This window comes from Nitrosomonas supralitoralis, assembly GCF_003011925.2.
In the GTDB taxonomy this organism is placed as follows: domain Bacteria; phylum Pseudomonadota; class Gammaproteobacteria; order Burkholderiales; family Nitrosomonadaceae; genus Nitrosomonas; species Nitrosomonas supralitoralis.
Genome location: NZ_PXXU01000043.1, coordinates 1 through 22858 on the forward strand (window position 1 = coordinate 1; position 22858 = coordinate 22858).

Consider the following 22858-nt stretch of genomic DNA (forward strand, 5'->3'; position numbering starts at 1 on the left):
ATTGAACGGGAACGATACGCTCGATGGGCAGGGCGGTAACGATACATTGATTGGAGGGGCGGGCAGCGATATCTACATTGTTGATAGCGTGGGCGATACGATTATTGAATTGGCGGGTCAAGGTGCGGATACGGTTCGCAGCAGCGTGACCTTTACGTTGGGTTTGACCTCTAATCTGGAGCATCTCACTCTGATTGGTGCGGATGCCATTAATGGCACAGGTAATAACTCGGCCAATGTCATCACGGGTAATGATAATAACAACGTATTAACCGGTAACGCGGGTCCCGACACGCTTAGTGGAGGGATCGGCAACGATATTTTGATCGGTGGGGGGGGGGCAGATACCCTGGCTGGTGGCAGCGGAAGTGATATCTTTCTTTATCAGGCATCTGTGTCTCATTCCAATGCGACAAATCGAGACACGATTATCGATTTTGTCAGTGGCATCGATACCATCAACCTCAGTGCGATTGATGCCAATACCACGGTGGGCGGAAATAATGCCTTTGTCTTTATCGGGGCAGCGGCCTTCAGTGCCGCTGGTCAGTTGCGTTACGTTCCCGCAACGGGTTTGCTGGAGGCAAACGTGAATGCAGGCCTGGCCGCTGATTTCCAGATTTCTTTACTGGGAGCGCCAACACTACTCGCGACTGATATCGTGTTGTAACGCGTAGTAGTCAGAAAGATACGACATCCATCAACTTTTGTTTGGTTTGATGGATGTCGTATGAGATCTAAACCTATTACACCATCAAAATGCACCTCATTTAAAGTTGTTTGATGACTCATTCCTGGGTGGGCTTGTATGCAGTGTAGCTTCTTTACCCATAAGCGTAAGCTGGGAACCTGAGTTATCGGGTAATCAGGGCTTTGACGCTAATAACGCGATGCGCCATAAATTCAATAAACTTTCACCAACGCGATTATTTAATTCGCATCAACCATCCTCACACTATTAATTCCTTGTTGTTGAAACAGTCCACATTCTTTTCACACATTTTTCACAATCGCTTTACATAAATAACATAATTGAATTATAGGGATAAGTGTGTATGTACGATTAATCCTGCAAAAACAGGACAAAAACAGGACAAAATTACTAACATAATAAGGTGGTTTGTCACTTACTTAATGTGAATTATAAGAATATTCTCAGATTGCTAGGGAATTAAAATAAATAAGAATAATTGAATAAAGAATGTAGGAATATGATGTAAGCGGGTAATCGTATTTACTGAGATAAATGATGTTTGGGAGTAAAAGTTTCAAGATACATCAGTGTGATAAGTAGTGAAAAATAATGTCATCCATCGCAATGATTGTTTCCGATGATGCTTGGCAAAATAAGTTTTCTAAAGCCAAAACATAATAAAAACGCACACCGTGCGAACTTTAGAGAAATAACTTAATACGTAGCAGGAGGTTAATCATGAAGTTCGACGAATATGAATCTAATCAAGGCAATAGCGCTGATGCGGATGCTCCATCCAATGAATCGCGACGTACGTTTTTTAAAACAACGGGTGCCACGATTCTGGCTGCGCCCGCTATTTTAACTTCGCGCAAAAGCTTGGCGCAGGAGGTAATTCCTGAAGAATCGTTACCACCCAGTCCGCCCACCCGGCCGTGGCTGAGAGAGTTGCCGGAAGCGATTGAGCCGCTGGAGCAGACTGATCTGTCCAATCATATTTATCCTCCGAATTGTGATGCTAATTCCCAAAATGGAGAATGCGGACGTAACTCACATCAGCGCTGGGAAGAATTTTTTGGGGCTGCGGACCGGCCAATTCTACCTGGTCAGGCGGATACCTATGACTTACGTGCGACAGCGATTAATGACTATGAATATCATCCGGATTATGCGAGGCAATTGGTATGGCATTACTTAAGTGAAGGAGGTGATTCAAATCCGACTATCCATGCTCGCTATGGACGTCCGGTCATTTTGCGGTTGCATAATGATTTGCCGTTGAACCACAGCGGATTCGGTACGCCGGAAATCAGCCTGCATTTACATAATCTGCATACTCCTTCGGAGAGCGATGGTTTTCCGGGTGATTATTTCAGTGCAAGCAAAGCAGGACCCACGATGAACGGCCCGGGGCACTGGAAGGACCATTTTTATCCCAATATTTATGCGGGATACGACGAATTCCCCAAAAGTGCGAAGAATCCTGTAGGTGGCGATTACCGTGAAGCGTTAGGAACACTGTGGTATCACGATCATTGCCTGGATTTCACTGCTGGCAATGCTACCCGTGGCTTGGCCGGTTTTTATCTGCTCTATGATGAGCTGGATTCGGGGGATGAACATGACCCAAATCCGAAGGCATTGCGGCTGCCCAGCCACGACTACGATTACACCCTGGCATTTCAGGATAAGCGCTTTGATGCCAATACCATACAAATATTCGACGATCTTAATCCGGAAGGCACGCTGGGCGATAAGATTACCGTTAATGGCATCATCGAACCGGTGCTGAAAGTAGCCAGCCGCAAGTATCGCCTGCGCCTACTCAATGCCGGCCCGGTACGGTTCTATCAATTTCATTTAGTGACGCCTAACAATGTGCAGCAACCGTTCACCTACATTGCCAATGATGGCAACTTGTTGCCAAAGCCGTTGCTGAATCGAAAAAATGTCCAACTGAGCGTGGCTGAACGTGCGGATATTGTGGTGGATTTTTCTTTGTATCCCATAGGCACGGTACTCTACCTGGTAAATCGCGCGGACCAAACCAGTACGCGCGGACCCAAGGGCGTGAAAGGCCCGGGAATGAAAGTACTCAAGATCATCGTTGATCGTGAGCCGGATGAACCGGATGTCAGTCAGGTGCCGGCCAAATTGCGCCCGATCCGCAGGCCAACAGCCGCTGAGCTCGCGATTGCTCCGGTCAGGAAATGGCGATTTGAGCGGCAAAATGGCATGTGGGCGATCAATAAAAAATTTGTGAATGTTCTTTCCTCCGGTGCGAATATGGCCAAAGGCAGTTTTGAGATTTGGGAATTAGATAATCAATCGGGCGGCTGGAGTCATCCGGTGCATATTCACTTCGAAGAAGGACTGATCCTGAATCGATACGTCAGTGACATTGAAGTGCCTGTGCCGGGGTTCGAGAAAGGCCGCAAGGATGTTTATCGACTGGGACATAACGAAAAAATAAGATTATTTATACGCTTCCGGGATTTTACCGGCAAGTATGTGATGCATTGCCATAATATGGTTCACGAAGATCACGCCATGATGGTGCGCTGGGATATTGTGGGCTAAACGAGAAAAGAGGGGCTATATCATGAATAAAGACATTGAACCAGTAAATTCACGCAGAGAAATACTGGCTGGAATGGGGTTGGCGGTATTGGGTCTGGTTGGACTCAATTCAGCTTGGAAAAAACTGGGTTTTGAAGAAAGAAAATCCACGGTCAATCCCAATATCAGCAAATACAGACCGACCGACAGCGACACACAGTTTCCAAACGTTACGCTGTATACGCATGATGGCGAAGCGGTAAAATTTTATGACGATCTGATCCGCGATAAAGTGGTGGCGATCAACATGATGTATTCACAATGTTCCGGCATCTGCCCGAAATCAACCGCGAACCTTCTGCAAGTACGAAAATTGCTGGGTGAGCGTGCAGGGCGTGATGTCTTCATGTATTCCATCACGCTGGATCCTGTGCGCGATACGCCTAAAATGCTCAGGCAATATGCTGAGCGCTATGGCATTGAGGACGGCTGGAAATTTCTGACCGGCGCGACAGAGGATATCGAATTGGTGCGCTATCGCCTGGGTTTTTACGATCCAGAAGAAGATCTTGATAATATTAAAGAAAATCACACTGGCATGGTGCGCATTGGTAACGATGAGCGTAACCGCTGGAGCATGGCACCTACACTGTCTGATCCGGAACAGATCATGTCAACCATTAATCATCTGGATCCAAAAGCTGTACACACGGCTGTGCATACTTTGCAAAGTATGTACGCCTGAGAAATCAGGAAGCTCTGATTAAGTTCCTGGACATAGTCAGAGTTTCCTCAACCTAGCTAGCAAAGTGGAGGGGCAAAATGATGATAAACAGTTATGTATTTAGAAGTATCGGAATTAAGTATTTATAGCTTTGCTGCATGGGCGGCACACTGTAAAAGATCACCATCGACAATAGCGGGGCTAACACCGTGGCAATAGAACCAAACAGAGCGCGATCGTTTTAGTAATTAAAAGTATTTTAATTAAAATGTGAGGAGTTTGATCATGAAATTTACTAAACTAAAAGAAATTTCTGACATCAGCAAAAGATTGAGCTTTGCTCTTGTCTTTATAGTGGCAATGATGGGTTTTAATCTGCAATCAGCACAGGCTGCATTGGCCGGTAAGGGTTTAATACATCCGATTAATCATTTTCCAACATGGTTTTCCGATACCAATGGTATTGCTTTGCAATTATGCCTGGATGGTGATGGCGTTACTGGTTTGTGTGCCTTCGACCCAGTGGACCCAGCCAACCCGACGTCAGTAGCGACTGGCTTTGGTGCTGAGGCATTCTGGTGGTTGGGCAGTGCCACTTTAAACCTAGCTGGAACCAATCGAGCTACTGTTGTGTTGGCCTTGGAGGCAGCTTATGGCGCGGGAGATCCTGCACCGAATGATCAGTTTGCCTTTGGACGTGTGCGCATCCGAATCGATGTGCCTGTGGCGGGTGAATACAAAGTCTGGCACCCCTTTCTTAATGAAGCCGAAGGTTGCCCACCGGAAGTCTTTAACGCAACGGCTGGCAAGCGTGCTATCAATGTGACTCGTGATACAGGCGGTGCTGCACCGTTTGAAACCATGTTAAACGGTGAGGTTGGCCCTTTCCTGGTCTGGGATCCAGCCATTGCGCCGACCGCACCGGCTGGTTATGTAGGCGATCCTAATATCCTGCACGAGGTAATTGGCGGCCATTGCGGTATTAATTATGTCCGAATCGAAGCTCCGGGTGGTGTGAATTTGGATGGCGCCGGGCAGAATTTTGTGCAAACCAGTTTATTTTCGATAGCCGGTAAATTATATGACGAGGCTAACACCCCGCCAGGAATTGAGCCTGTACGCACAACTTACTTTCGTACGTCAAATAATAGTGCACCGTTTGTTACGACGGGACGTATCAATTCATGGGTGAAAGCACCGGTTACTGCAACCGTTAGAATTAGCGGCCTGCCTCAAGCAAACGGGGCAATGGCATTCGATGGTATCAATACCTTTTATAAGCGTGCCGCGTTAAATTCTACCAATGCCTTAAATGTACCCGATCACGCAACGATTACAGCCACTAGCGTCAACGGAATGGAAACCGTGCAAGATGTCAAAATCATTGATCAGGTGAATATCACTCTGGCAACCTGGACCAAAGCGACGGGTGCGATCAGAGTGGTGGCCTTTTCGAGCGATAAGGCAAATCCTGCTACAGGCGCTGTTGTTCCCGAGCTTACGCTGCATATCGGTTCGAAATCTTGGGTAATGTCGCAGAGTGGTGCTTTTGGACGATATGAAATAACGCTGTCGGGGCCAGATGATGCGTACTTGATTCCGCCAGCACGCGTCACCGTGACATCTTCAAAAGGTGGTAGTGATTCTGAAGGAATAGCAGATTAGTCAACCTAAAGAGCGGTAAGCTCCCGAGTTTGTCGGGAGCGCCGAAGTTCTACCTTTGGTGTGTATAGCGATAAAAAACCTAATCGTAAGCGGTCAAGTTTTAAGAAATAGTTAGTTATTCAATTCTCTTCCAGTTCGGCGTGGCAAAAACTGAGCTTCAACGACAACTCATCCATGCTCAATTCCAACACCAGCAAATACAAATCGGCGGGCGATTCACGCCATTTCCAAACGTTACGACGCTGCATAGGCATAATGGCGAATAGTGAAATTTTGTGGCGATCTGACCTGCTATGTAGATGTGACGATCAGCAGATAGGATCTAATTCGTTATGTTGGATTTGAATTCCGAGCGCGATACGCTAAGACGGCTCAAACAAGACCATTAGACGCTTTGAGCAAATTTAGTTAGTCGGTTCCCCAGACTGAAATTAAAACCTGTCGTGCTCTTGTTTATCATGCTTCAGGGATGCTTGGCGCTTCTAGGGCAGGGTTGGTACCTAGGCACTATTCAATAGGTGAATGGCATATTTCCGGTCAAAATCTGTGGCAACTACAAATTTATCCAACAGATTACCACTGCCCATCCAGCTCGCATTTTGATACTCATGCCTGATATCAACCTGTAACCCACTTCGAGCGAGCAGATTCATTCACTGGATCGTCACTTAAATCTTCTTTCTTATTATTTTCAGCGGTTTGATTTTAAATAAGGCAACGGCTCAGAAGTGGTAGGGCTTTTAATGAGTCAAAGCAGTTGCAGCTAGGTGTTGAATGAAGTGGTACCGCAAAACTGGCTCAAAATGCTCATTTATTAAGCATGAATTGCGCTTTTTTGCCTGTTTTTGCCTTGCATCAGCTGCTTCGAAAACGTTTTTCATTGGCTGATTATAAGATCATCTTGATCCAAAGGCTGCACACTCTGCAAAATGTACATGCTCAGGTGATAAAAACCACAAAAAACTGCATGAAATAAGGCCTTCCTGAAACAAGGACATAACTAGGACAAACTTAGGACAATGCAATTGTCCAGCTTATTAACTCAGATTGTGAGGAATTTGTGAATATTTATCCGGTGAGCTACAAGACTAAGGCAAAAATTAATAATAGACAAGATAGTACCGATTTCAGCAACTTATTTTATTTCCTGTTCCCGATAAACCAAAGATAATTCTGCTGCCCTCCCTAGAGTGAGCATCCTTAGACGTCCATTCCATTTAACGGAAAATCAAGATTCCTATTTTCCGCTAAATGCAGGAATATTCCTACATGTGATAGGGCAAAATAAGTAAGCATGTCCCTTTGTCCTGTGATGAATGTGTGAATACTATAAAAGTGATATTCGCTAAAGAGAATATTGATAGAGGACAGAAATTCATTCATAAGTATTTAATTTTATGAATATCATTTTAAGTAATCTAGAGTCAAAAAATAATAAAACGCATTCAGTGTGAGCTTTAGAAAAATAATTTTTTCTTTAGAGGGGGTAAGTTATGAAGTTTGACGAATATGAGTCTAATCAGGGCAATGCCATTGATTCGGAATCTCCATGCAACGAATCACGGCGTGCGTTTTTCAAAACAACAGGTGCGACGATTTTGGCTGCACCGGCCATTTTAACATCGCGGAAGAGTATGGCGCAGCAAGCTCTGGAATTACCACCCAGTCCACCAACCAGACCCTGGCGGAAAGAGTTGCCCGAAGCGATTGAGCCTTTGGAACAAACGGATTTATCCAATGATCCATTTCCTCCACAAGGCAATCCCAATATCGCCAATGGAGAATGTGGGCGCAATGATCATCAACGCTGGGCACATTTTTTTGGCGATCATCCGCTTCTGCCCGACCAAGCGGATACTTATGAGTTTCGTGTGCAAGAGATTGATCATGAATTTCATCCGGATTATGTAAAGCAACGAGTATGGAATTACGTCGCTGAAAATAATGCTATCAATCCTACCATTCATGCACGCTATGGGCGTCCGGTCATTTTGCGCCAGCATAATGATTTGCCGTTGGATCATAGCGGTTTCGGCACGCCGGAAGTCAGTCTGCATTTGCATAACCTGCATACGCCTTCGGAGAGCGATGGTTTTCCGGGTGATTATTTCAGCGCAGCCAAAGCAGGCCCAACACTGACTGCTCCAGGGCGCTGGAAGGACCATTTTTATCCCAATGTGTATGCAGGGTATGATGAATTTCCCAAAAGCGCCAAGAATCCGGTGGGCGGCGATTACCGGGAAGCATTAGGAACACTGTGGTACCACGATCACTGTCTGGATTTCACGGCAGCCAATGCTACCCGCGGCATGGCCGGTTTTTACATACTCTACGATGAGCTGGATTCAGGTGACGAGCATGACCCTAATCCGAAGGCTTTGCGGTTGCCAAGCCATGACTACGATTACACACTGGCATTTCAGGATAAGCGTTTTGATGCGGATACGATACAAATACACGATCAGTTTGATCCGGAAGGCACGCTGGGCGATAAAGTTACTGTCAATGGCGTCATCGAACCGGTACTGAAAGTTGCCAGTCGCAAGTACCGTTTGCGGTTTCTCAATGCCGGACCCACACGGTTCTATCGATTTCATTTGATGACGCCAAACAATGTATCGCAACCCTTCACTCACATTGCTAATGACGGCAATCTGCTGCCACGGCGGTTGCTGAATCGGAAGAATGTCCAGTTGGGCGTGGCTGAACGCGCGGATATTGTGGTGGATTTTTCCAAATATCCACTAGGCACCGAGCTATATCTGGTGAATCGATGGGAACAGACCAGTACGCGCGGACCGAAACGCATCAAAGGACCGGGAATGAAGGTACTTAAGATCATTGTGGACCGTGTGCCGGATGAACCGGACGTCAGCCAGGTGCCGTTCAAGTTACGCCCGATCCGCAGGCCGACAACTGCTGAGCTCGCGATTGCTCCAGTCAGGAAATGGCGATTTGTGCGGAAAAATGGCATGTGGGCCATCAATGGGAAATTCATGAACGCGCTTTCTTCACGGGCAAATATGGCCAAAGGTAGTTTTGAAATTTGGGAATTGGACAATCCATCGGGTGGTTGGAGTCATCCGGTGCATATTCACTTCGAAGAAGGGTTGATCCTGAATCGTTATGTCAGTGATGAAGAAGTCCGTGTGCCTGGGTTCGAAAAGGGCCGCAAGGATGTTTATCGATTGGGACCGAACGAGAAAATAAGATTGTTTATGCGTTTCCGGGATTTTACCGGCAAGTATGTGATGCATTGCCACAATATGGTCCACGAAGACCACGCCATGATGATACGTTGGGATATTGTGGGCTAAACGAGAAAAGAGGGGCTATATCATGAATAAAAACAATGATCCAGTAAATTCACGCAGAGAAATTCTGGCCGGTATGGGATTGGCAGCATTGGGTCTGATTGGACTCAGTTCGGCCTGGCAAAAACTGGGCTTCAATGACAACACATCAACACTCAATCCCAATATCAGTAAATACAAGCCAACGGGCGATGCCGCACCATTTCCAGATGTGACGCTGTATACGCATGATGGTGAAGCGGTGAAATTTTATGACGATCTGATCCGCAATAAAGTAGTGGCGATCAATATGATGTATTCACAATGCTCCGGTATCTGTCCGAAATCGACCGCGAATCTTCTGCAGGTACGAAAACTGCTGGGCGAGCGTGCAGGACGTGATGTCTTCATGTATTCCATCACGCTGGATCCTGTGCGTGACACACCGAGATTGCTCAAGCAATACGCTGAGCGCTATGGCATCGAGAGCGGCTGGAAATTTCTGACCGGCGCGACAGAGGATATCGAATTGGTTCGCTATCGGTTAGGCTTTTATGATCGTGATGAAGATATTGATAATGTCAAGGAAAATCATACCGGCATGGTGCGTATTGGTAACGATGAACGTAACCGCTGGAGCATGGCACCCACACTGGCTGATCCGGAGCAAATCATGTCCACCATTAATCATCTGGATCCAAAAGCGGTACACACGTACGTTAATACTTTGCAAAGTATGTACGCCTGAGTAATCAGGAAGCTCTGATTAAGTTCCTGGACATAGTCAGAGTTTCCTCAACCAAGTTAGCAAAGTGGAGGGACAAAATGATGATAAAGAGTTATGTATTTAGAAGCTTCGGAATTGAGTATTTATAGCTTTGCTGCATGGGCGGTACACTGTAAATGATCACCATCGACAATAGCGGGGCCAACACCGTGGCAATAGAACCAAACAGAACGCGATCGTTTTAGGAATTAAATTAAAATTTGAGGAGTTTGATCATGAAACTTTCTAAACTAAAAGAAATTTTTGACATCAGCAAAAGATTGAGCTTTGCTTTTGTCTTTGTGGTGGCAATGATGGGTTTTAATATGCAATCAGCACAGGCTGCATTGGCCGGTAAGGGTTTAATACATCCGATTAATCATTTTCCGGCGTGGTTTTCCGATACCAATGGTATTGCGTTGCAATTGTGCCTGGATGGTGATGGCGTTACTGGTTTGTGTGCCTTCGACCCAGTTGACCCAGCCAATCAGACTTCAGTAGCGACCGGTTTTGGTGCTGAGGCATTCTGGTGGTTGGGCAGTGCCACTTTAAATCTGGCTGGGGGCGGGCGAGGTATTTTAGTACTGGCTCTGGAAGCAGCTTATGGCGCGGGAGATCCTGCACCGAACGATCAGTTTGCTTTTGGGCGTGTCCGTCTTAGAATCGATATACCAGTGGCGGGTGAATACAAAGTCTGGCACCCTTTTCTAAATGAAGTTGACGGTTGTCAACCGGAAGTCTTTAACGCAACGGCTGGCACGCGTGCTATCAATGTAACCCGTGATACGGGGGGGGCTGCACCGTTTGAAACCATGTTAAACGGTGAAGTCGGCCCTTTCCTGGTCTGGGATCCAGCCTTTGCGCCGACTCCACCAGCAGGATATGTGGGCGATCCTAATGTTGACCACGAAGTAATCGGTGGTCATTGCAATATCAATTATTTCCGAATCGAAGGTCCAGAAGGTGTGGATTTGGATGGCAGTGGGCAGAATTTTGTACAAACCAGTTTATTTTCGATAGCCGGTAAATTATATGACGAGGCCAACACCCCTCCAGGAATTGAGCCTGTACGCACAACTTATTTCCGTAGGACAAATAATAATAATATTACGACGGGTCGTATCAATTCATGGGTGAAAGCGCCAGTTACTGCTACCGTTAGAATTAGCGGTCTGCCTCAAGCAAATGGAGCAATGGCATTCGATGATATAAATACCTTCTTTAAGCGTGCCTGGTTAAATTCTACTAATGCCTTGAATGTGCCCGATCACGCAACGATTACTGCCACCAGCGTCAACGGATTGGAAACCATGCAAGATGTCCAAGTCGTTGATGATGTGAGAATTAGTCAGGCAACCTGGAATAAGGGGACAGGTGCTATCAAAGTGGTGGCCTTTTCGAGCGACAAGGTAAATGCTGCAACTACAGGTGCCGTTGCTCCCGTGCTTACTCTGCATATAGGGTCGGATTCTTTCACGATGTCGCAGGTTGGTGTTCCTGGACGATATGAAATGCTATTATCCGATTCGAGTGCGTACCTGATACCACCAGCGCGGGTCACAGTGACGTCTTCAAAAGGCGGCAGCGATACTGAACGATTAGCAGATTAGTTAACATAAAAATCGATAACTCCCGGCTTTGCCGGGAGACACCAAAGTTTTAACCTTGGGGGTGTCTGATGGTAAGAAACTTTTCCTCACTAATTTATCTCCCCAAATACCTTCAAATTGAATTTTTTATCGATGACCTTGCCGGCAAAGCCAACAAATAAATCCCTTGTTAGTCAGAGTTTCCTTTAAGCAGGTCAAATCAGCCATGCTGGCAATTTGAAAGAAATGACTGCTCTCAACAACAATCCCATTGCTGCACTAAACGCTGTATTTGCTGTACGATACCGAGTTAGGATTGATTCTGTTTACGATAATGAAACACTGTCAAGAGTGTTTTATGCAGGCATTGAGTCATTGTATCCATAATCAAATGCAATCGAGCTAACGCCTTTCACGTCATCGGAGGCAGATTTGTGATGAATGATGATTGGATGACGCTTACAAAATGAATTGCTGGAATACGTAATCAATGAAACTGAAATTTACCAAAATGCATGGCTTGGGAAATGATTTTGTGGTCCTTGATGGCATCAATCAAACCATAAATCTTGATCGGCAGCAGATTCGCCAGCTTGCGGATCGGCATTTCGGTATTGGCTGTGATCAACTTTTGCTGGTTGAGAAGGCGAAAGGTCAGGCGGATTTTCGCTATCGCATTTTCAATGCTGATGGCGGTGAAGTTGAGCAGTGCGGCAATGGCGCGCGGTGTTTTGTTCGCTATGTGCATGATCATGATCTAACAAAAAAAAGTGAAATTCGTATTGAAACTTTGAGTGGTGTGATATCGCCCAGACTGGAAAGAGACGGAAACATCACGGTAAATATGGGTAAACCAGTATTCGAACCGAAGCAGATTCCGTTTATCGCTGACCGATGTGCATTGACATATCAGCTTGAAATGCTGCATACGCAGGTTACAATATGCGCATTGTCAATGGGGAATCCGCATGCGGTGCGAGTGGTTGACGATATCGCGAGCGCTCCGGTTGTGACCGAAGGCGCATTGATTGAAAAGCACCAGCGCTTTCCCAATAAAGTCAATGTGGGCTATATGCAAGTTATTGATCGTAATCACATCAAGCTACGTGTGTTTGAGCGTGGCGCCGGTGAGACGCTGGCCTGCGGGACAGGCGCCTGCGCTGCTGTCGTTGCGGGCATCAATTTGGACCTGTTGGATTATCAGGTTGTCGTGAGTACGCAGGGCGGTGAGTTGACAATCAGCTGGCAAGGGCATGATGCACCGGTCTGGATGACTGGTCCGGCAGTTACGGTATTTGAAGGCGAAATCAATTTGTAATCAATCAAGGAACTATGATGAAACCGGATGAAGTTGCACAGTATTTGCAGGAACACCCGCAGTTCTTCAATGAGTATGCTGATTTATTAGCGGATCTCCAGATTTCCCATCCCCAGAATGAGAATGTTATCTCGCTCAATGAAAGACAAGTCATTTCATTAAGGGAAAGAAATCGTGTTCTGCAGGATAAGTTACTGGAATTGATCAATTTTGGTGAGGAAAACGATGCCATTGGAGAGAAAATGCATCGACTGGCGATCGCATTACTTTCTGTTTCGAGTATGGACGAATTGTTCAATGCTTTGTACTTCAGTTTGAAAGAGGATTTTGCCATTCCCCTTGTGGCCATGCGGCTCTGGAATGTCGCTAACTATGGCAAAACCAATGCTGAATTCATTTCTGTCAGCGAAGATGTGCAAACGATTGCCGAGAGCTTGCCGCAACCCTACTGCGGTAATCATATTGCGGATGAAATTAAGCAATGGTTTGGTGAAGGCGCCGAGCATCTTAATTCATTTGCGATGATTCCTTTGAATACGACTCGAACTATCGGTTTGGTGATTCTAGGCAGCCCTGATGTCGAGCGGTTTTATCCTGAAATGGGAACGCTGCATCTAAAACGGTTAGGAGAGCTGGTATGCACTACCGTAACGCGCTATGATCAGGCCGAAACTGTGGGCAATTTGGCTGATCAGCAGACAGTAATTGATGAACAGCACTCCTGAATTGCTGGCTGCCGCATATATTAATCATTTAACTTATGAGCGGCGCTTATCACTACTCACTCGTGAATGTTATGCACGTGATATTCGCGTTCTGTTGCAGTATCTCAACAAAGATGATCTGCAGCAGGTGCATTCACCCAATATCCGCCAAGCGATTGCGCAATTCCACGGTAAAGGTCTTGGTGGAAGAAGTTTAGCCAGGATGCTATCGGCTTGGCGTGGTTTTTATAATTTCCTGATTCGTAACCACGGCTATCAGCATAATCCTTGTCATGCAGTGCGCGTTCCCAAATCTCCACAGAAATTACCGCATGCACTGTCTCCAGATGAAACCACACGGCTGTTAGAATTTCCGGTTGAAAATATTCTGACGGCTCGTGATAGTGCGATGTTTGAATTATTCTATTCTTCTGGCTTGAGGCTTGCGGAACTGACACAGCTCCGGCCTGCCGACGTGCATTTTGCGGAAGGAATGGTCAGAGTCATGGGCAAAGGCGGCAAAGCCCGCATTGTGCCAGTTGGTGAGCATGCGCTCCAATCCTTAACTGTTTGGTTAGAGTTGCGCTTGCGGATTATCAAACCTAATGTCGCTGCACTTTTTATCTCTCAACGGGGTGATGCAATCAGTATGCGTGCGATTGCTTACCGACTGAAGAATAGGGCGAAACAACAGGGTATGCATCAAAATGTGCATCCACATGTTTTGCGGCATTCGTTTGCTTCTCATGTATTGCAATCCAGTGGTGATTTACGCGCGGTGCAGGAAATGCTCGGGCATGCCCATATAACTTCCACTCAGGTCTATACCCATCTTGATTTTCAACATCTGACTAAGATTTATGATAGCGCTCATCCGCGCGCAAAGAAAAAAATTAAACCTTGATAGGGTTTTTCTATCGGAATCTGCGTTGTTTTATACGTTATAATCAATTTTTGTAACAAAATAAGAAATTTCATGACAACAATTGTTTCAGTGAGACGCGGTCATCAGGTTGCGCTGGGTGGAGATGGTCAGGTAACGCTTGGTGCCGTAGTCGCCAAATCCAGTGCACGTAAAGTTCGCAGACTCTATCATGACAAAATTCTGGCCGGATTTGCTGGAGGAACTGCCGATGCTTTTACCTTATTTGAACGGTTTGAAGGTAAGCTGGAAGCGCATCAAGGACATATCATGCGGGCCGCGGTGGAATTGGCTAAAGACTGGCGCAGCGATCGTATTTTGCGCAGACTGGAGGCTATGATGGTGATTGCCAATGAAGATGCAACGCTGATTATTAGCGGTGCCGGCGATATTATTGAGCCTGAATTGGGCATTGCCGCGATTGGCAGCGGTGGTTCATATGCATTGGCCGCTGCACGTGCGTTATTGGAGAATACCGATTTATCATCTCAAGAAATTGTTAAGAAAGCGCTGACTATTGCAGGGGATATCTGCATCTATACCAATCAGGATCATATTATCGAATCTATCGATTGAATTTTTCGGTAGCAGATGAGTTTTTATACCTGCAAAAATCAAGCAATGAATTTATCTGAGCGATACCTTTAACCGCTGTTTACATTACATTAATCACAGAATTTGAAACTATGTCACAAATGACCCCGCAGGAAATTGTTCACGAACTGGATAAACACATTATTGGTCAGGATTCAGCCAAACGTGCTGTTGCTATCGCATTGAGAAATCGTTGGCGCAGACAGCAGGTTGCTGATCCGCTGCGTCAGGAAATCACACCGAAAAACATTCTGATGATCGGACCCACCGGCGTTGGCAAAACAGAAATTGCGCGCCGATTGGCCAAACTGGCCAATGCACCTTTTATTAAGATCGAAGCTACCAAATTTACTGAAGTTGGTTATGTTGGGCGTGATGTTGACTCAATTATTCGCGATCTGGCGGAATCAGCTGTGAAGGAATCACGAGAAAGAGAAACACGCAAGAAGCAACCGCTTGCAGAGGATCGTGCAGAAGATCGTATTCTTGATGCGCTATTGCCGAGTTCTCGGGACTTCGGATCGCAAGCAAGTGCTGAAGATCACAATAATTTGACACGACAAAAGTTTCGAAAAAAACTCCGTGAAGGAGAATTGGATGATAAGGAAATTGAGATCGAAGTGGCGGCTCCGCGCGCCAGCATGGAAATATTTGCGCCACCTGGAATGGAGGATCTGACTTCCCAAATTCAGGGCATGTTCCAGAATATGACCGGTGAAAGAAAGAAAACTCGCAAATTGACGATTCGTGAAGCACAAAAACTATTGCTGGAAGAAGAGGCCGCAAAAATGGTCAACGATGAGGAATTGAAGCTATCAGCGATCCAGAATGTAGAGCAGAATGGCATTGTATTTCTGGACGAAATAGACAAAATTGCCACTCGAGCAAGCAATACAGGCGGGGATGTTTCACGTCAAGGTGTGCAGCGCGATTTGCTGCCTTTGGTTGAAGGCACAACCGTTTCTACTAAATATGGCATGATCAAAACAGATCATATTCTGTTTGTTGCCAGCGGCGCATTTCATATGTCCAAACCTTCCGATTTGATTCCGGAACTGCAAGGACGTTTTCCTATCCGCGTTGAACTGACCAGTCTGAGTGTCAGCGATTTTGAGCAGATTCTGACCAACACCGATGCTTGTCTGACGCGGCAATACGAAGCACTACTGGCTACCGAGGGGGTAAAACTGCAATTTGACGGTAATGCGATCAAACGTCTGGCTGAAATTGCATACTCTGTAAACAGTAAAACCGAGAATATCGGTGCCAGGCGTTTGCACACCGTTATGGAGAAGCTACTCGAAGAGGTTTCTTATAATGCACCCAAACACAGTGGCGAAACCTTGGTTATCGATGCGGCTTATGTTGATGAGCGGCTTAAAGAACTGTCGCAAAGTGAGGATCTGGCAAGGTATGTTTTATAGCTGTTGTTTATTATCGTTTTAATAGCTATCTCATCAAGCAACTGATTGTATTAGTTATATTGTACCTGGTGCTCGCCCTCTGGAGGATTCCAAAAACCCTGTGGCTATGCCGCAGAGTTTATTGATTTGAGCTCATTTAAAGTTAAAATATTTTTTTAACTTATTTATGAAGCTGTCTGGATTCTCCTGGATCGTCTCACTTGCTGGAACCAGTAAATTCTCAATGGTAAGCAGATAAATTCGCGATAATTGCTCAAGGTCGTCGACTTCGACATACTCATTCAGTTTGTGAATAGTGGCGTTACGCGGACCAAATTCGATCACCTGGGGGCAGATATCAGCGATAAACCGACCATCTGAAGTACCTCCGGAAGTGGACAGTTGTGGCTCCATCGCAGTGACTTGGGTAATGGCTGCGTGCATGGCGTCGGCCAGTTCAGCTTTGGGCGTGAGATACGGTTTTCCTGAGAGTTCCCACTGTAATTCATAATCCAGGCCATGCTTATCAAGAATTTCATGCACCTTGACTGTGAGCGAATCGACTGTGTTTGCAGTGGAAAAGCGAAAATTGAACAATAAGTTCAGTGCACCCGGAATAACATTGGTAGCGCCTGTTCCTGCATTGATGTTGGAAATATGCCAGCTAGTCGGAGGAAAAAATTCATTGCCCTGATCCCATTCCGTTTGCGCCAGTTCTGCAATGACTGGTGCAGCCAGATGAATCGGGTTTTTGGCTAAATGCGGATAAGCAATGTGACCTTGTATGCCTCTGATGGTCAGATTACCGGATAAGGATCCACGTCGACCATTTTTGATGGTATCGCCCAGTTTGTCACTGCATGTCGGTTCACCTACAATGCAATAATCAAGTAATTCACCCCGCGCTTTAAGTGTTTCGACCACTTTCGCAGTGCCATCAATAGCAACGCCTTCTTCATCCGAAGTAATTAGTAGCGCGATCGATCCTTGATGGTGGGCATGTTGTGCCAGAAATGCTTCAATGGCAGTGATAAAGGCTGCCAGTGAGGACTTCATGTCGGCAGCTCCGCGCCCATATAAGCGTCCATCGCGAATAGTTGGCGTGAACGGATCACTGTCCCATTGTTCTAGCGGACCGGTGGGTACTACATCGGTATGTCCGGCGAAACAAAGGATTGGTGTGGTGTTGCCATGCCGGGCCCACAGATTATCGACATCTCCAAAGCGCATTTTTTCAATATGGAAGCCCAGTTTCTCCAGGCGATCGATCAAGATTTGCTGGCATGCATCATCGGCAGGTGTGAGTGAACGACGAGCAATTAGTGTTTGTGCGAGCGCCAGTGTGTCATTGGACATGATTATTTTCCTGAGTTTAAGAAATTAAATGATAGTTTCAAATACTGGGTTACTTTTGGTTATGATGCTACTATTTGTGAAAATTACCTGAGTTGATTGCCGATCAAAGTGAATGAGCAGGATTAGAGTGAACAGAGTCTGATTTTTCAATTAATATGCACCGTGCACACGACTGGACTGAACCAAATTAACATGGATTGTTTTTTTGTTTGCGCCAGGCTAGTGCAATCCTTTGCATAATCGATAAAATCGTGTTCCTCGGCGCAGCAATATTTAACCGCATAAACCCACTGCCTTCCTTACCGAATTGCGTGCCAGGATTCATGCCGATACCCGCTTCATGGATGAAAAAATGCTTCAACTGTGCGTCGGTCATGTTCATTGCCCGGCAATCCAGCCACAGGAGGTAAGTGCCTTCCGCTTTGACTGCCTTAATTTCCGGTATATGCTCGGCAAAAAATTTCTCGATATTATCACGTGTGTCACGCAAATAAATCAATAGCGTGTCCAGCCACGTTGCACCTTCTCGGTAGGCGGCTTCAAATGCGGCGACGCTGAAAGGATTGGATGCATTTACGTGAAAATTGTTAAATATTTGTGTCATGGCGCTGCGGGTGGAATTATCTGGAATAATCAGTGCCGACAGATTTAAGCCGGGAATGTTGAAGGTTTTGCTGGGAGCCACTGCCGTGATGATTTTATTATTATTGGTTGCAATCGCGGCCAGAACAGAGTGTTGATTACCGGGGTAAATCAAGTCGGCGTGGATTTCATCAGAAAAAATAATTAAATCATGTTTAACTGCGATTTGTAACAGACATTCCAGTTCATCGGGTTGCCAGACCCGGCCAACTGGATTATGGGGCGAGCACAGCAACAGAAGTTTCGCTTTCCTGGCGTACTGTTCCAAATGATCAAAATCAATCGAATAACGGCCATTCTGTAGTAGCAGGGGGTTCGGGGCCAGCATCCGACCGGTCTGTGTAACAGCCGAGAAAAAAGGAAAATATACCGGTGGTTGAATAATGACTGATTCGCCGGGTTGTGTGAATGCCATCACGGCGGTGTTGATCGATGGTACCACGCCGGGACACAGGACAATCCAGTCGCGTTGTATGTTCCAGCCATGCCGTCGCTGCATCCAGTGAATCAGGGCATCGTATAAACTGTCTGGGAAAAGTGTGTAGCCATAAATTGGGTGTTTGGCGCGTGCTAACAGCGCCTGGGTGACTGCAGGCGGTGCGGCGAAATCCATATCTGCTACCCAAGCCGGAGTGACCTCGCTGTTGCCGAACATGGCATATCGACTGTCGTACTTGACGCAGTGGGTTCCTTCGCGGTTGATCTCGTGGTCAAAATCAAAACCACTACTCAAGAAACCTTCTCCCAGATGGTGACTTCCGACAGCGTGTGCTGGAATTTGCGTTTAGTTTCACGGATGACAAAAGGCACGGATTTCGAGCCCTGTATCAGACGGAAGTGTTTACCCAGAATTTCTTTTAACCCGTCCAATGTGGTGAAATTCTCGCCATCGCGTTTGAAGCCTCCAATCCAGAATTCTTTTTTGGTATGTTCGGCAAGCCAAGTGTATGGTGAAGTAAGCATCAGTAGACCGCCGATATTAATGCGTGTATGTATGTCGCTTAGCAGCTTGGCTGGATCATACAAGCGGTCGATCAGGTTGGCGGCGAGAATTAAGTCGTAACCAGTAAAAATTGGCTTCAGATTACATGCGTCGCCCTGATAAAATTCGACACGATCTTTGACGTGATCCAACCCCAGGCCGGATAGGGTACGTTCTTTGTAGGAAATCAGATCGCCTTCTTCGGTCAAGGTGTAACGCAGCACACCCTGTTGCACCAGCTGCACACCCTGACCGATGAAGCGCGCGGAAAAATCAATTCCGGTGACATGTTCAAAACTGCGCGCCAATTCAAAGGTAGAACGGCCGGATGCGCAGCCCAAATCCAAAGCGGTGCGCTTGGGCCGGTTTTCCATCGCTTCAATCGCGATTTCTGCCAAAGTTTTGGAGAAATTGGGTACATCAAAATAAATGTCACCATAATGAAATTCAGCATATTCCGACAGTAATTTATCGGTTTCGTAATTGGAAGCCGGCAGCGTCGCCTGCGCATCCGAAACTACATAGCGAAAACCCGCATGCTGGAAAAAATGACGACGGAAGGCATAGCGTGAGCTGCGTAGTGATTCGTTGCCGCAGGCAATCCATGAGCCTCCCTTAATCAAATTGTGCTGGTTATCAAAGGTCGGCGTGGTAAAGTCGTCATAAAGCGGATGCACATCAAATCCTGCGAACGGGTAGGTGGGTGTTTCCGTCCATTGCCAAACATTTCCAACAATATCGAAAAAATCACCATGAGCAAATTCAGTCACCGGGCAACTGGATGCGTAATAATCCAGATGCAGATTGCCGCAGGCTTTGGTGTGCATTGATACTTCGGATAATTGTGCGGCATCGTAGAGTCGATACCATTCATCTTCGGTGGGTAACCGCACCGACTGTTTTGTCGCGGCGGCCTTCCAGTTACAAAAGGCTTTAGCTTCGTGGTAGTTGACTTCAACCGGCCAATCCCAAGGCATCGGAATTTCTTCGGTCATCAGTCGCAAATGCCAAGTATTGTCCTTTCTGATCCAGAATGCAGGATATTCTGCTTGCGTGAATTTCTGCCAGGAACGACCTTCTTCCTGCCAATAACTCTCGGTTCGATAGCCATTGGCTTCAACGAAAGGTAAGTATTCCTGGTTGCTTACAAGATACTTGCTTGCTTGAAATGCCGGAATATCAGCTGTATGAAATCCATATTCATTATCCCAACCGTAATGCTGGTGATCAGATTTGCTTTTACCGATTTCGATGGTGCCTGCGTCAACATGAACCAATTCATTCTGCGGCGCGGCTCCTGATTTTTTGCATGGCTGCCAGTCTGGATGCGACTGCACAAAATGAAGCGCGTGCTGACGGATTAATACCGAGGAAGTTTCCAAATGAATGCGTTCGTGCTCAATACCCATAAGGATCGGCCACCAGTTACCTTCCCAGGAAATTGGTAAAGTCAGCGGCATGGTGGTAATCAGTTCATCAATCAATACGCGCATAGATTTTCGATAGCTGCGCACTTCATCGACACTGGGCCAGTCATAATGCGTGCTGTCCAGATCGTCCCAGCTCATTTCATCGACACCCACGGCAAAAATCGATTCCAGTCTGGGATCGATACGCTCAGTGATAAGTCCGGCTAGAACTAGTTTGTTAACAAAAAAGGTTGCGGTGTGGCCCAGATAGAAAATTAACGGGTGGCGCAGAGTAATGGGTTTTGTATAATATGCTTCGTCATCACGCAGCGTTTCAAATAGCAGTTCATAGCGATCCAGCGTGGTGTGAAAATAATTGCGTATTTCCTCGCGTTTTAGACTGATATCATTGCTATCGAGCAGCGGGGTTCTTTGGAATAGGGGTTGTGACATAACGTAATTTTTAACGGTTTATTCAATTCTGTGGCGCATATTATAACGCTTCGAGCTTTTCAGATCATATTCAATCAGTATAATTGCCTCGGATTTCTAATTTCACTACGATTTGAGACACGGCAACGAAATATACAGTGTAACTAAAAAGAGCGATAGAGATGAATAGATCAACGACTAACTGACTAGTTCGCTGAGGACACAACATAATTGAATTGCTGTTGCTGTTGCTGACAAAACGCTATTCTGAGGGATGAGTTTTCTGTTTTTACTTATTGACTTTGCTGCTTATGGCAACTCCAGCTAAGTAGCAATCGAGGCGATGCGACAGCAAGCAGATCTATTTTAAGATTATTCCGGGTAATGACATCTGGAATTGTGAAGTTGATAAATCCAGAGCCCAAATTTGTTTGAAATTTAAATCGATAGCCCAATGCTGTGAGCAGTATAAAGATTGTGTGCTATGTTGAAGCTGTACAGATATCGTTTTTATTTCCGACCATACTACTCAGTAAGTATTATCAGAATCCATGACGTGTAGATTACTTAATGTTTTATAACTTGTTGTTCTTAAATCTTGATTCTCTGTATTGAAAGACTGATTTGGTTTGCACTTCATAAGAGTCGCGTGAGGTTGAGCGATTTATACGAAAAACCACAACCGAGTGAATATTGACAGCTCTCTGGGCACGAACTAGATAGTCATGCGGAATCAAGATATAAATGTCTCAATGCAAACTAGACCTGATTGGCTTAAACAAGCTAAAATTACTAATTTCTTGGCTCCTGCTTATCACATGCATACTTGGCGCAAGGTATCGGCACATGCTAAGGCACCGGTTGCACTTACCATAGGCAATTTTGATGGTGTCCATTTAGGTCATCAGGCAATACTTTCTCGTCTGAAGGATACAGCCAATCGGCTTGGACTTCCCGCGTGCGTAATGACTTTTGAACCACATCCACGTGAGTTTTTTGCACCGGATCAGGCGCCTGCACGCTTAACCAGTTTGCGGGAAAAACTGACTTGCTTAATCCAGCTCGAAATTGACTGTATTCATATCTGTCGTTTTAATTATGAGTTTGCCAGAATCACTCCTGAACGATTCATTACGCACATTTTGAATCAAGAGTTACACGTTCGTTGGTTGCTGGTGGGAGATGATTTTCGTTTTGGCGCAGGGCGTGCTGGAGATACAGCTATGCTGCAAGCGCTCTCCGTAGAAAATAACTTTACCGTAGAAGTCATGGCGAGCGTCAACATTGATGATCAGCGTGTTTCCAGCACTGCTATCCGTCAAGCACTGGCCAATGGTAATCTGGAGCAAGCCAGAATACTATTGGGCAGGCCTTACAGTATCAGTGGTCGCGTCATAGATGGTGACAAATTAGGTAAGCAATTAGGATTCCCAACAGCAAATATTCAGCTGAAGCATAATCGCCCACCACTTTCCGGCATTTTCGTTGTATCAGTATATGGTGCCAATCCGTCGTCACCGACAATTCCTTTGCCGGGTGTCGCCAGTTTGGGTGTGCGGCCAACTATTCATGAAAACGGAAAGCCGGTATTGGAAGTTCATTTATTCGACTTTAACAATGAAATTTATGGACAGCATTTGCAGGTTGATTTTCTGCATAAATTACGCAGCGAAGAAAAATATGCAGATATCAATACACTCGTCCACCAGATCGAAAAAGATGTCGCACAAGCTAAAGAATTTTTTATGACAACACCGGTTCATTTTAATAGCATGTGCGGCGCCCTTTAACTTATTCATTGTAACT

Annotated in this window: 17 protein-coding genes; 13 read left to right on the forward strand and 4 right to left on the reverse strand. The window is 45.8% G+C overall.

Features of this window, described 5'->3' with window-relative positions; translation table 11 throughout:
• From C7H79_RS12595 to C7H79_RS12610, 4 genes are all read left to right on the forward strand, one after another.
• Window positions 1-670, forward strand: a 670-nt coding sequence (locus C7H79_RS12595; protein ID WP_172592435.1) for a calcium-binding protein, incomplete at its 5' end; no start/stop codon positions are given.
• A 762-nt stretch (window positions 671-1432) separates the two neighbouring features.
• Complete coding sequence (locus C7H79_RS12600; protein ID WP_106707607.1) at window positions 1433-3274, forward strand: multicopper oxidase family protein; 1842 nt, start codon at window positions 1433-1435, stop codon at window positions 3272-3274.
• Window positions 3275-3296: 22 nt separating this feature from the next.
• Window positions 3297-3998: an SCO family protein gene (locus tag C7H79_RS12605; protein ID WP_106707608.1), complete on the forward strand. Its 702-nt coding sequence runs from the start codon at window positions 3297-3299 to the stop codon at window positions 3996-3998.
• A 264-nt stretch (window positions 3999-4262) separates the two neighbouring features.
• Window positions 4263-5642, forward strand: coding sequence for a hypothetical protein (locus C7H79_RS12610; RefSeq protein WP_106707609.1), 1380 nt, complete (start codon window positions 4263-4265; stop codon window positions 5640-5642).
• Window positions 5643-5761: 119 nt separating this feature from the next.
• Here C7H79_RS12610 and C7H79_RS19285 read toward each other — a convergent pair whose 3' ends face one another.
• Window positions 5762-5890 (reverse strand): hypothetical protein, encoded by a 129-nt coding sequence (locus tag C7H79_RS19285; RefSeq protein WP_258577644.1) that lies wholly within the window; start codon window positions 5888-5890, stop codon window positions 5762-5764.
• Between the two features lie 1245 nt (window positions 5891-7135).
• Here C7H79_RS19285 and C7H79_RS12615 point away from each other — a divergent pair.
• The 8 genes from C7H79_RS12615 (at window position 7136) to hslU (ending at window position 16252) form a co-directional block, all read left to right on the forward strand.
• Window positions 7136-8959: a multicopper oxidase family protein gene (locus C7H79_RS12615; RefSeq protein ID WP_106707610.1), complete on the forward strand. Its 1824-nt coding sequence runs from the start codon at window positions 7136-7138 to the stop codon at window positions 8957-8959.
• A 22-nt stretch (window positions 8960-8981) separates the two neighbouring features.
• A complete protein-coding gene (locus C7H79_RS12620) occupies window positions 8982-9683 on the forward strand; it encodes an SCO family protein (RefSeq protein ID WP_106707611.1) in 702 nt (233 codons plus the stop codon).
• Between the two features lie 254 nt (window positions 9684-9937).
• A complete protein-coding gene (locus C7H79_RS12625; protein ID WP_106707612.1) occupies window positions 9938-11311 on the forward strand; it encodes a hypothetical protein in 1374 nt (457 codons plus the stop codon).
• Window positions 11312-11780: 469 nt separating this feature from the next.
• The gene (gene dapF, locus C7H79_RS12630; RefSeq protein WP_106707613.1) at window positions 11781-12608 is read left to right on the forward strand and encodes a diaminopimelate epimerase; all 828 of its coding nucleotides are present in this window, start codon (window positions 11781-11783) and stop codon (window positions 12606-12608) included.
• 14 nt (window positions 12609-12622) lie between these two features.
• Complete coding sequence (locus C7H79_RS12635) at window positions 12623-13333, forward strand: DUF484 family protein (protein WP_242447280.1); 711 nt, start codon at window positions 12623-12625, stop codon at window positions 13331-13333.
• Window positions 13317-14216, forward strand: coding sequence for a tyrosine recombinase XerC (xerC, locus tag C7H79_RS12640; protein WP_106707615.1), 900 nt, complete (start codon window positions 13317-13319; stop codon window positions 14214-14216). The genes C7H79_RS12635 and xerC overlap by 17 nt, the downstream gene beginning before the upstream one ends.
• Window positions 14217-14288: 72 nt before the next feature.
• Window positions 14289-14810, forward strand: coding sequence for an ATP-dependent protease subunit HslV (hslV, locus tag C7H79_RS12645; protein ID WP_106707616.1), 522 nt, complete (start codon window positions 14289-14291; stop codon window positions 14808-14810).
• Between the two features lie 110 nt (window positions 14811-14920).
• On the forward strand, window positions 14921-16252 hold the full coding sequence (gene hslU / locus C7H79_RS12650) for an ATP-dependent protease ATPase subunit HslU (RefSeq protein ID WP_106707617.1): 1332 nt from the start codon (window positions 14921-14923) through the stop codon (window positions 16250-16252).
• 132 nt (window positions 16253-16384) lie between these two features.
• Here the strand turns inward: hslU and dapE are convergent, their stop codons facing one another.
• From dapE to ovoA, 3 genes are all read right to left on the reverse strand, one after another.
• A complete protein-coding gene (dapE, locus tag C7H79_RS12655) occupies window positions 16385-17587 on the reverse strand; it encodes a succinyl-diaminopimelate desuccinylase (protein WP_106707618.1) in 1203 nt (400 codons plus the stop codon).
• A gap of 187 nt (window positions 17588-17774) precedes the next feature.
• Complete coding sequence (locus C7H79_RS12660) at window positions 17775-18962, reverse strand: MalY/PatB family protein (protein ID WP_106707619.1); 1188 nt, start codon at window positions 18960-18962, stop codon at window positions 17775-17777.
• A complete protein-coding gene (gene ovoA / locus C7H79_RS12665; protein WP_106707620.1) occupies window positions 18959-21073 on the reverse strand; it encodes a 5-histidylcysteine sulfoxide synthase in 2115 nt (704 codons plus the stop codon). Before ovoA ends, C7H79_RS12660 begins: the two co-directional genes overlap by 4 nt.
• A gap of 797 nt (window positions 21074-21870) precedes the next feature.
• On the opposite strand from ovoA, the gene C7H79_RS12670 reads away from it, so the two are divergent.
• The gene (locus C7H79_RS12670) at window positions 21871-22842 is read left to right on the forward strand and encodes a bifunctional riboflavin kinase/FAD synthetase (RefSeq protein WP_106707626.1); all 972 of its coding nucleotides are present in this window, start codon (window positions 21871-21873) and stop codon (window positions 22840-22842) included.
• Window positions 22843-22858: the final 16 nt, after the last annotated feature.

Excerpts from the sequence above, each read along its gene's own strand:
- C7H79_RS12600 (WP_106707607.1), top strand. The coding sequence starts at position 1,433 with ATGAAGTTCGACGAATATGAATCTAATCAAGGCAATAGCGCTGATGCG.
- C7H79_RS12605 (WP_106707608.1), top strand. The coding sequence starts at position 3,297 with ATGAATAAAGACATTGAACCAGTAAATTCACGCAGAGAAATACTGGCT.
- C7H79_RS12610 (WP_106707609.1), top strand. The coding sequence starts at position 4,263 with ATGAAATTTACTAAACTAAAAGAAATTTCTGACATCAGCAAAAGATTG.
- C7H79_RS19285 (WP_258577644.1), bottom strand. The coding sequence starts at position 5,890 with ATGCAGCGTCGTAACGTTTGGAAATGGCGTGAATCGCCCGCCGATTTG.
- C7H79_RS12615 (WP_106707610.1), top strand. The coding sequence starts at position 7,136 with ATGAAGTTTGACGAATATGAGTCTAATCAGGGCAATGCCATTGATTCG.
- C7H79_RS12620 (WP_106707611.1), top strand. The coding sequence starts at position 8,982 with ATGAATAAAAACAATGATCCAGTAAATTCACGCAGAGAAATTCTGGCC.
- C7H79_RS12625 (WP_106707612.1), top strand. The coding sequence starts at position 9,938 with ATGAAACTTTCTAAACTAAAAGAAATTTTTGACATCAGCAAAAGATTG.
- dapF (WP_106707613.1), top strand. The coding sequence starts at position 11,781 with ATGAAACTGAAATTTACCAAAATGCATGGCTTGGGAAATGATTTTGTG.
- C7H79_RS12635 (WP_242447280.1), top strand. The coding sequence starts at position 12,623 with ATGATGAAACCGGATGAAGTTGCACAGTATTTGCAGGAACACCCGCAG.
- xerC (WP_106707615.1), top strand. The coding sequence starts at position 13,317 with ATGAACAGCACTCCTGAATTGCTGGCTGCCGCATATATTAATCATTTA.
- hslV (WP_106707616.1), top strand. The coding sequence starts at position 14,289 with ATGACAACAATTGTTTCAGTGAGACGCGGTCATCAGGTTGCGCTGGGT.
- hslU (WP_106707617.1), top strand. The coding sequence starts at position 14,921 with ATGTCACAAATGACCCCGCAGGAAATTGTTCACGAACTGGATAAACAC.
- dapE (WP_106707618.1), bottom strand. The coding sequence starts at position 17,587 with ATGTCCAATGACACACTGGCGCTCGCACAAACACTAATTGCTCGTCGT.
- ovoA (WP_106707620.1), bottom strand. The coding sequence starts at position 21,073 with ATGTCACAACCCCTATTCCAAAGAACCCCGCTGCTCGATAGCAATGAT.
- C7H79_RS12670 (WP_106707626.1), top strand. The coding sequence starts at position 21,871 with ATGCATACTTGGCGCAAGGTATCGGCACATGCTAAGGCACCGGTTGCA.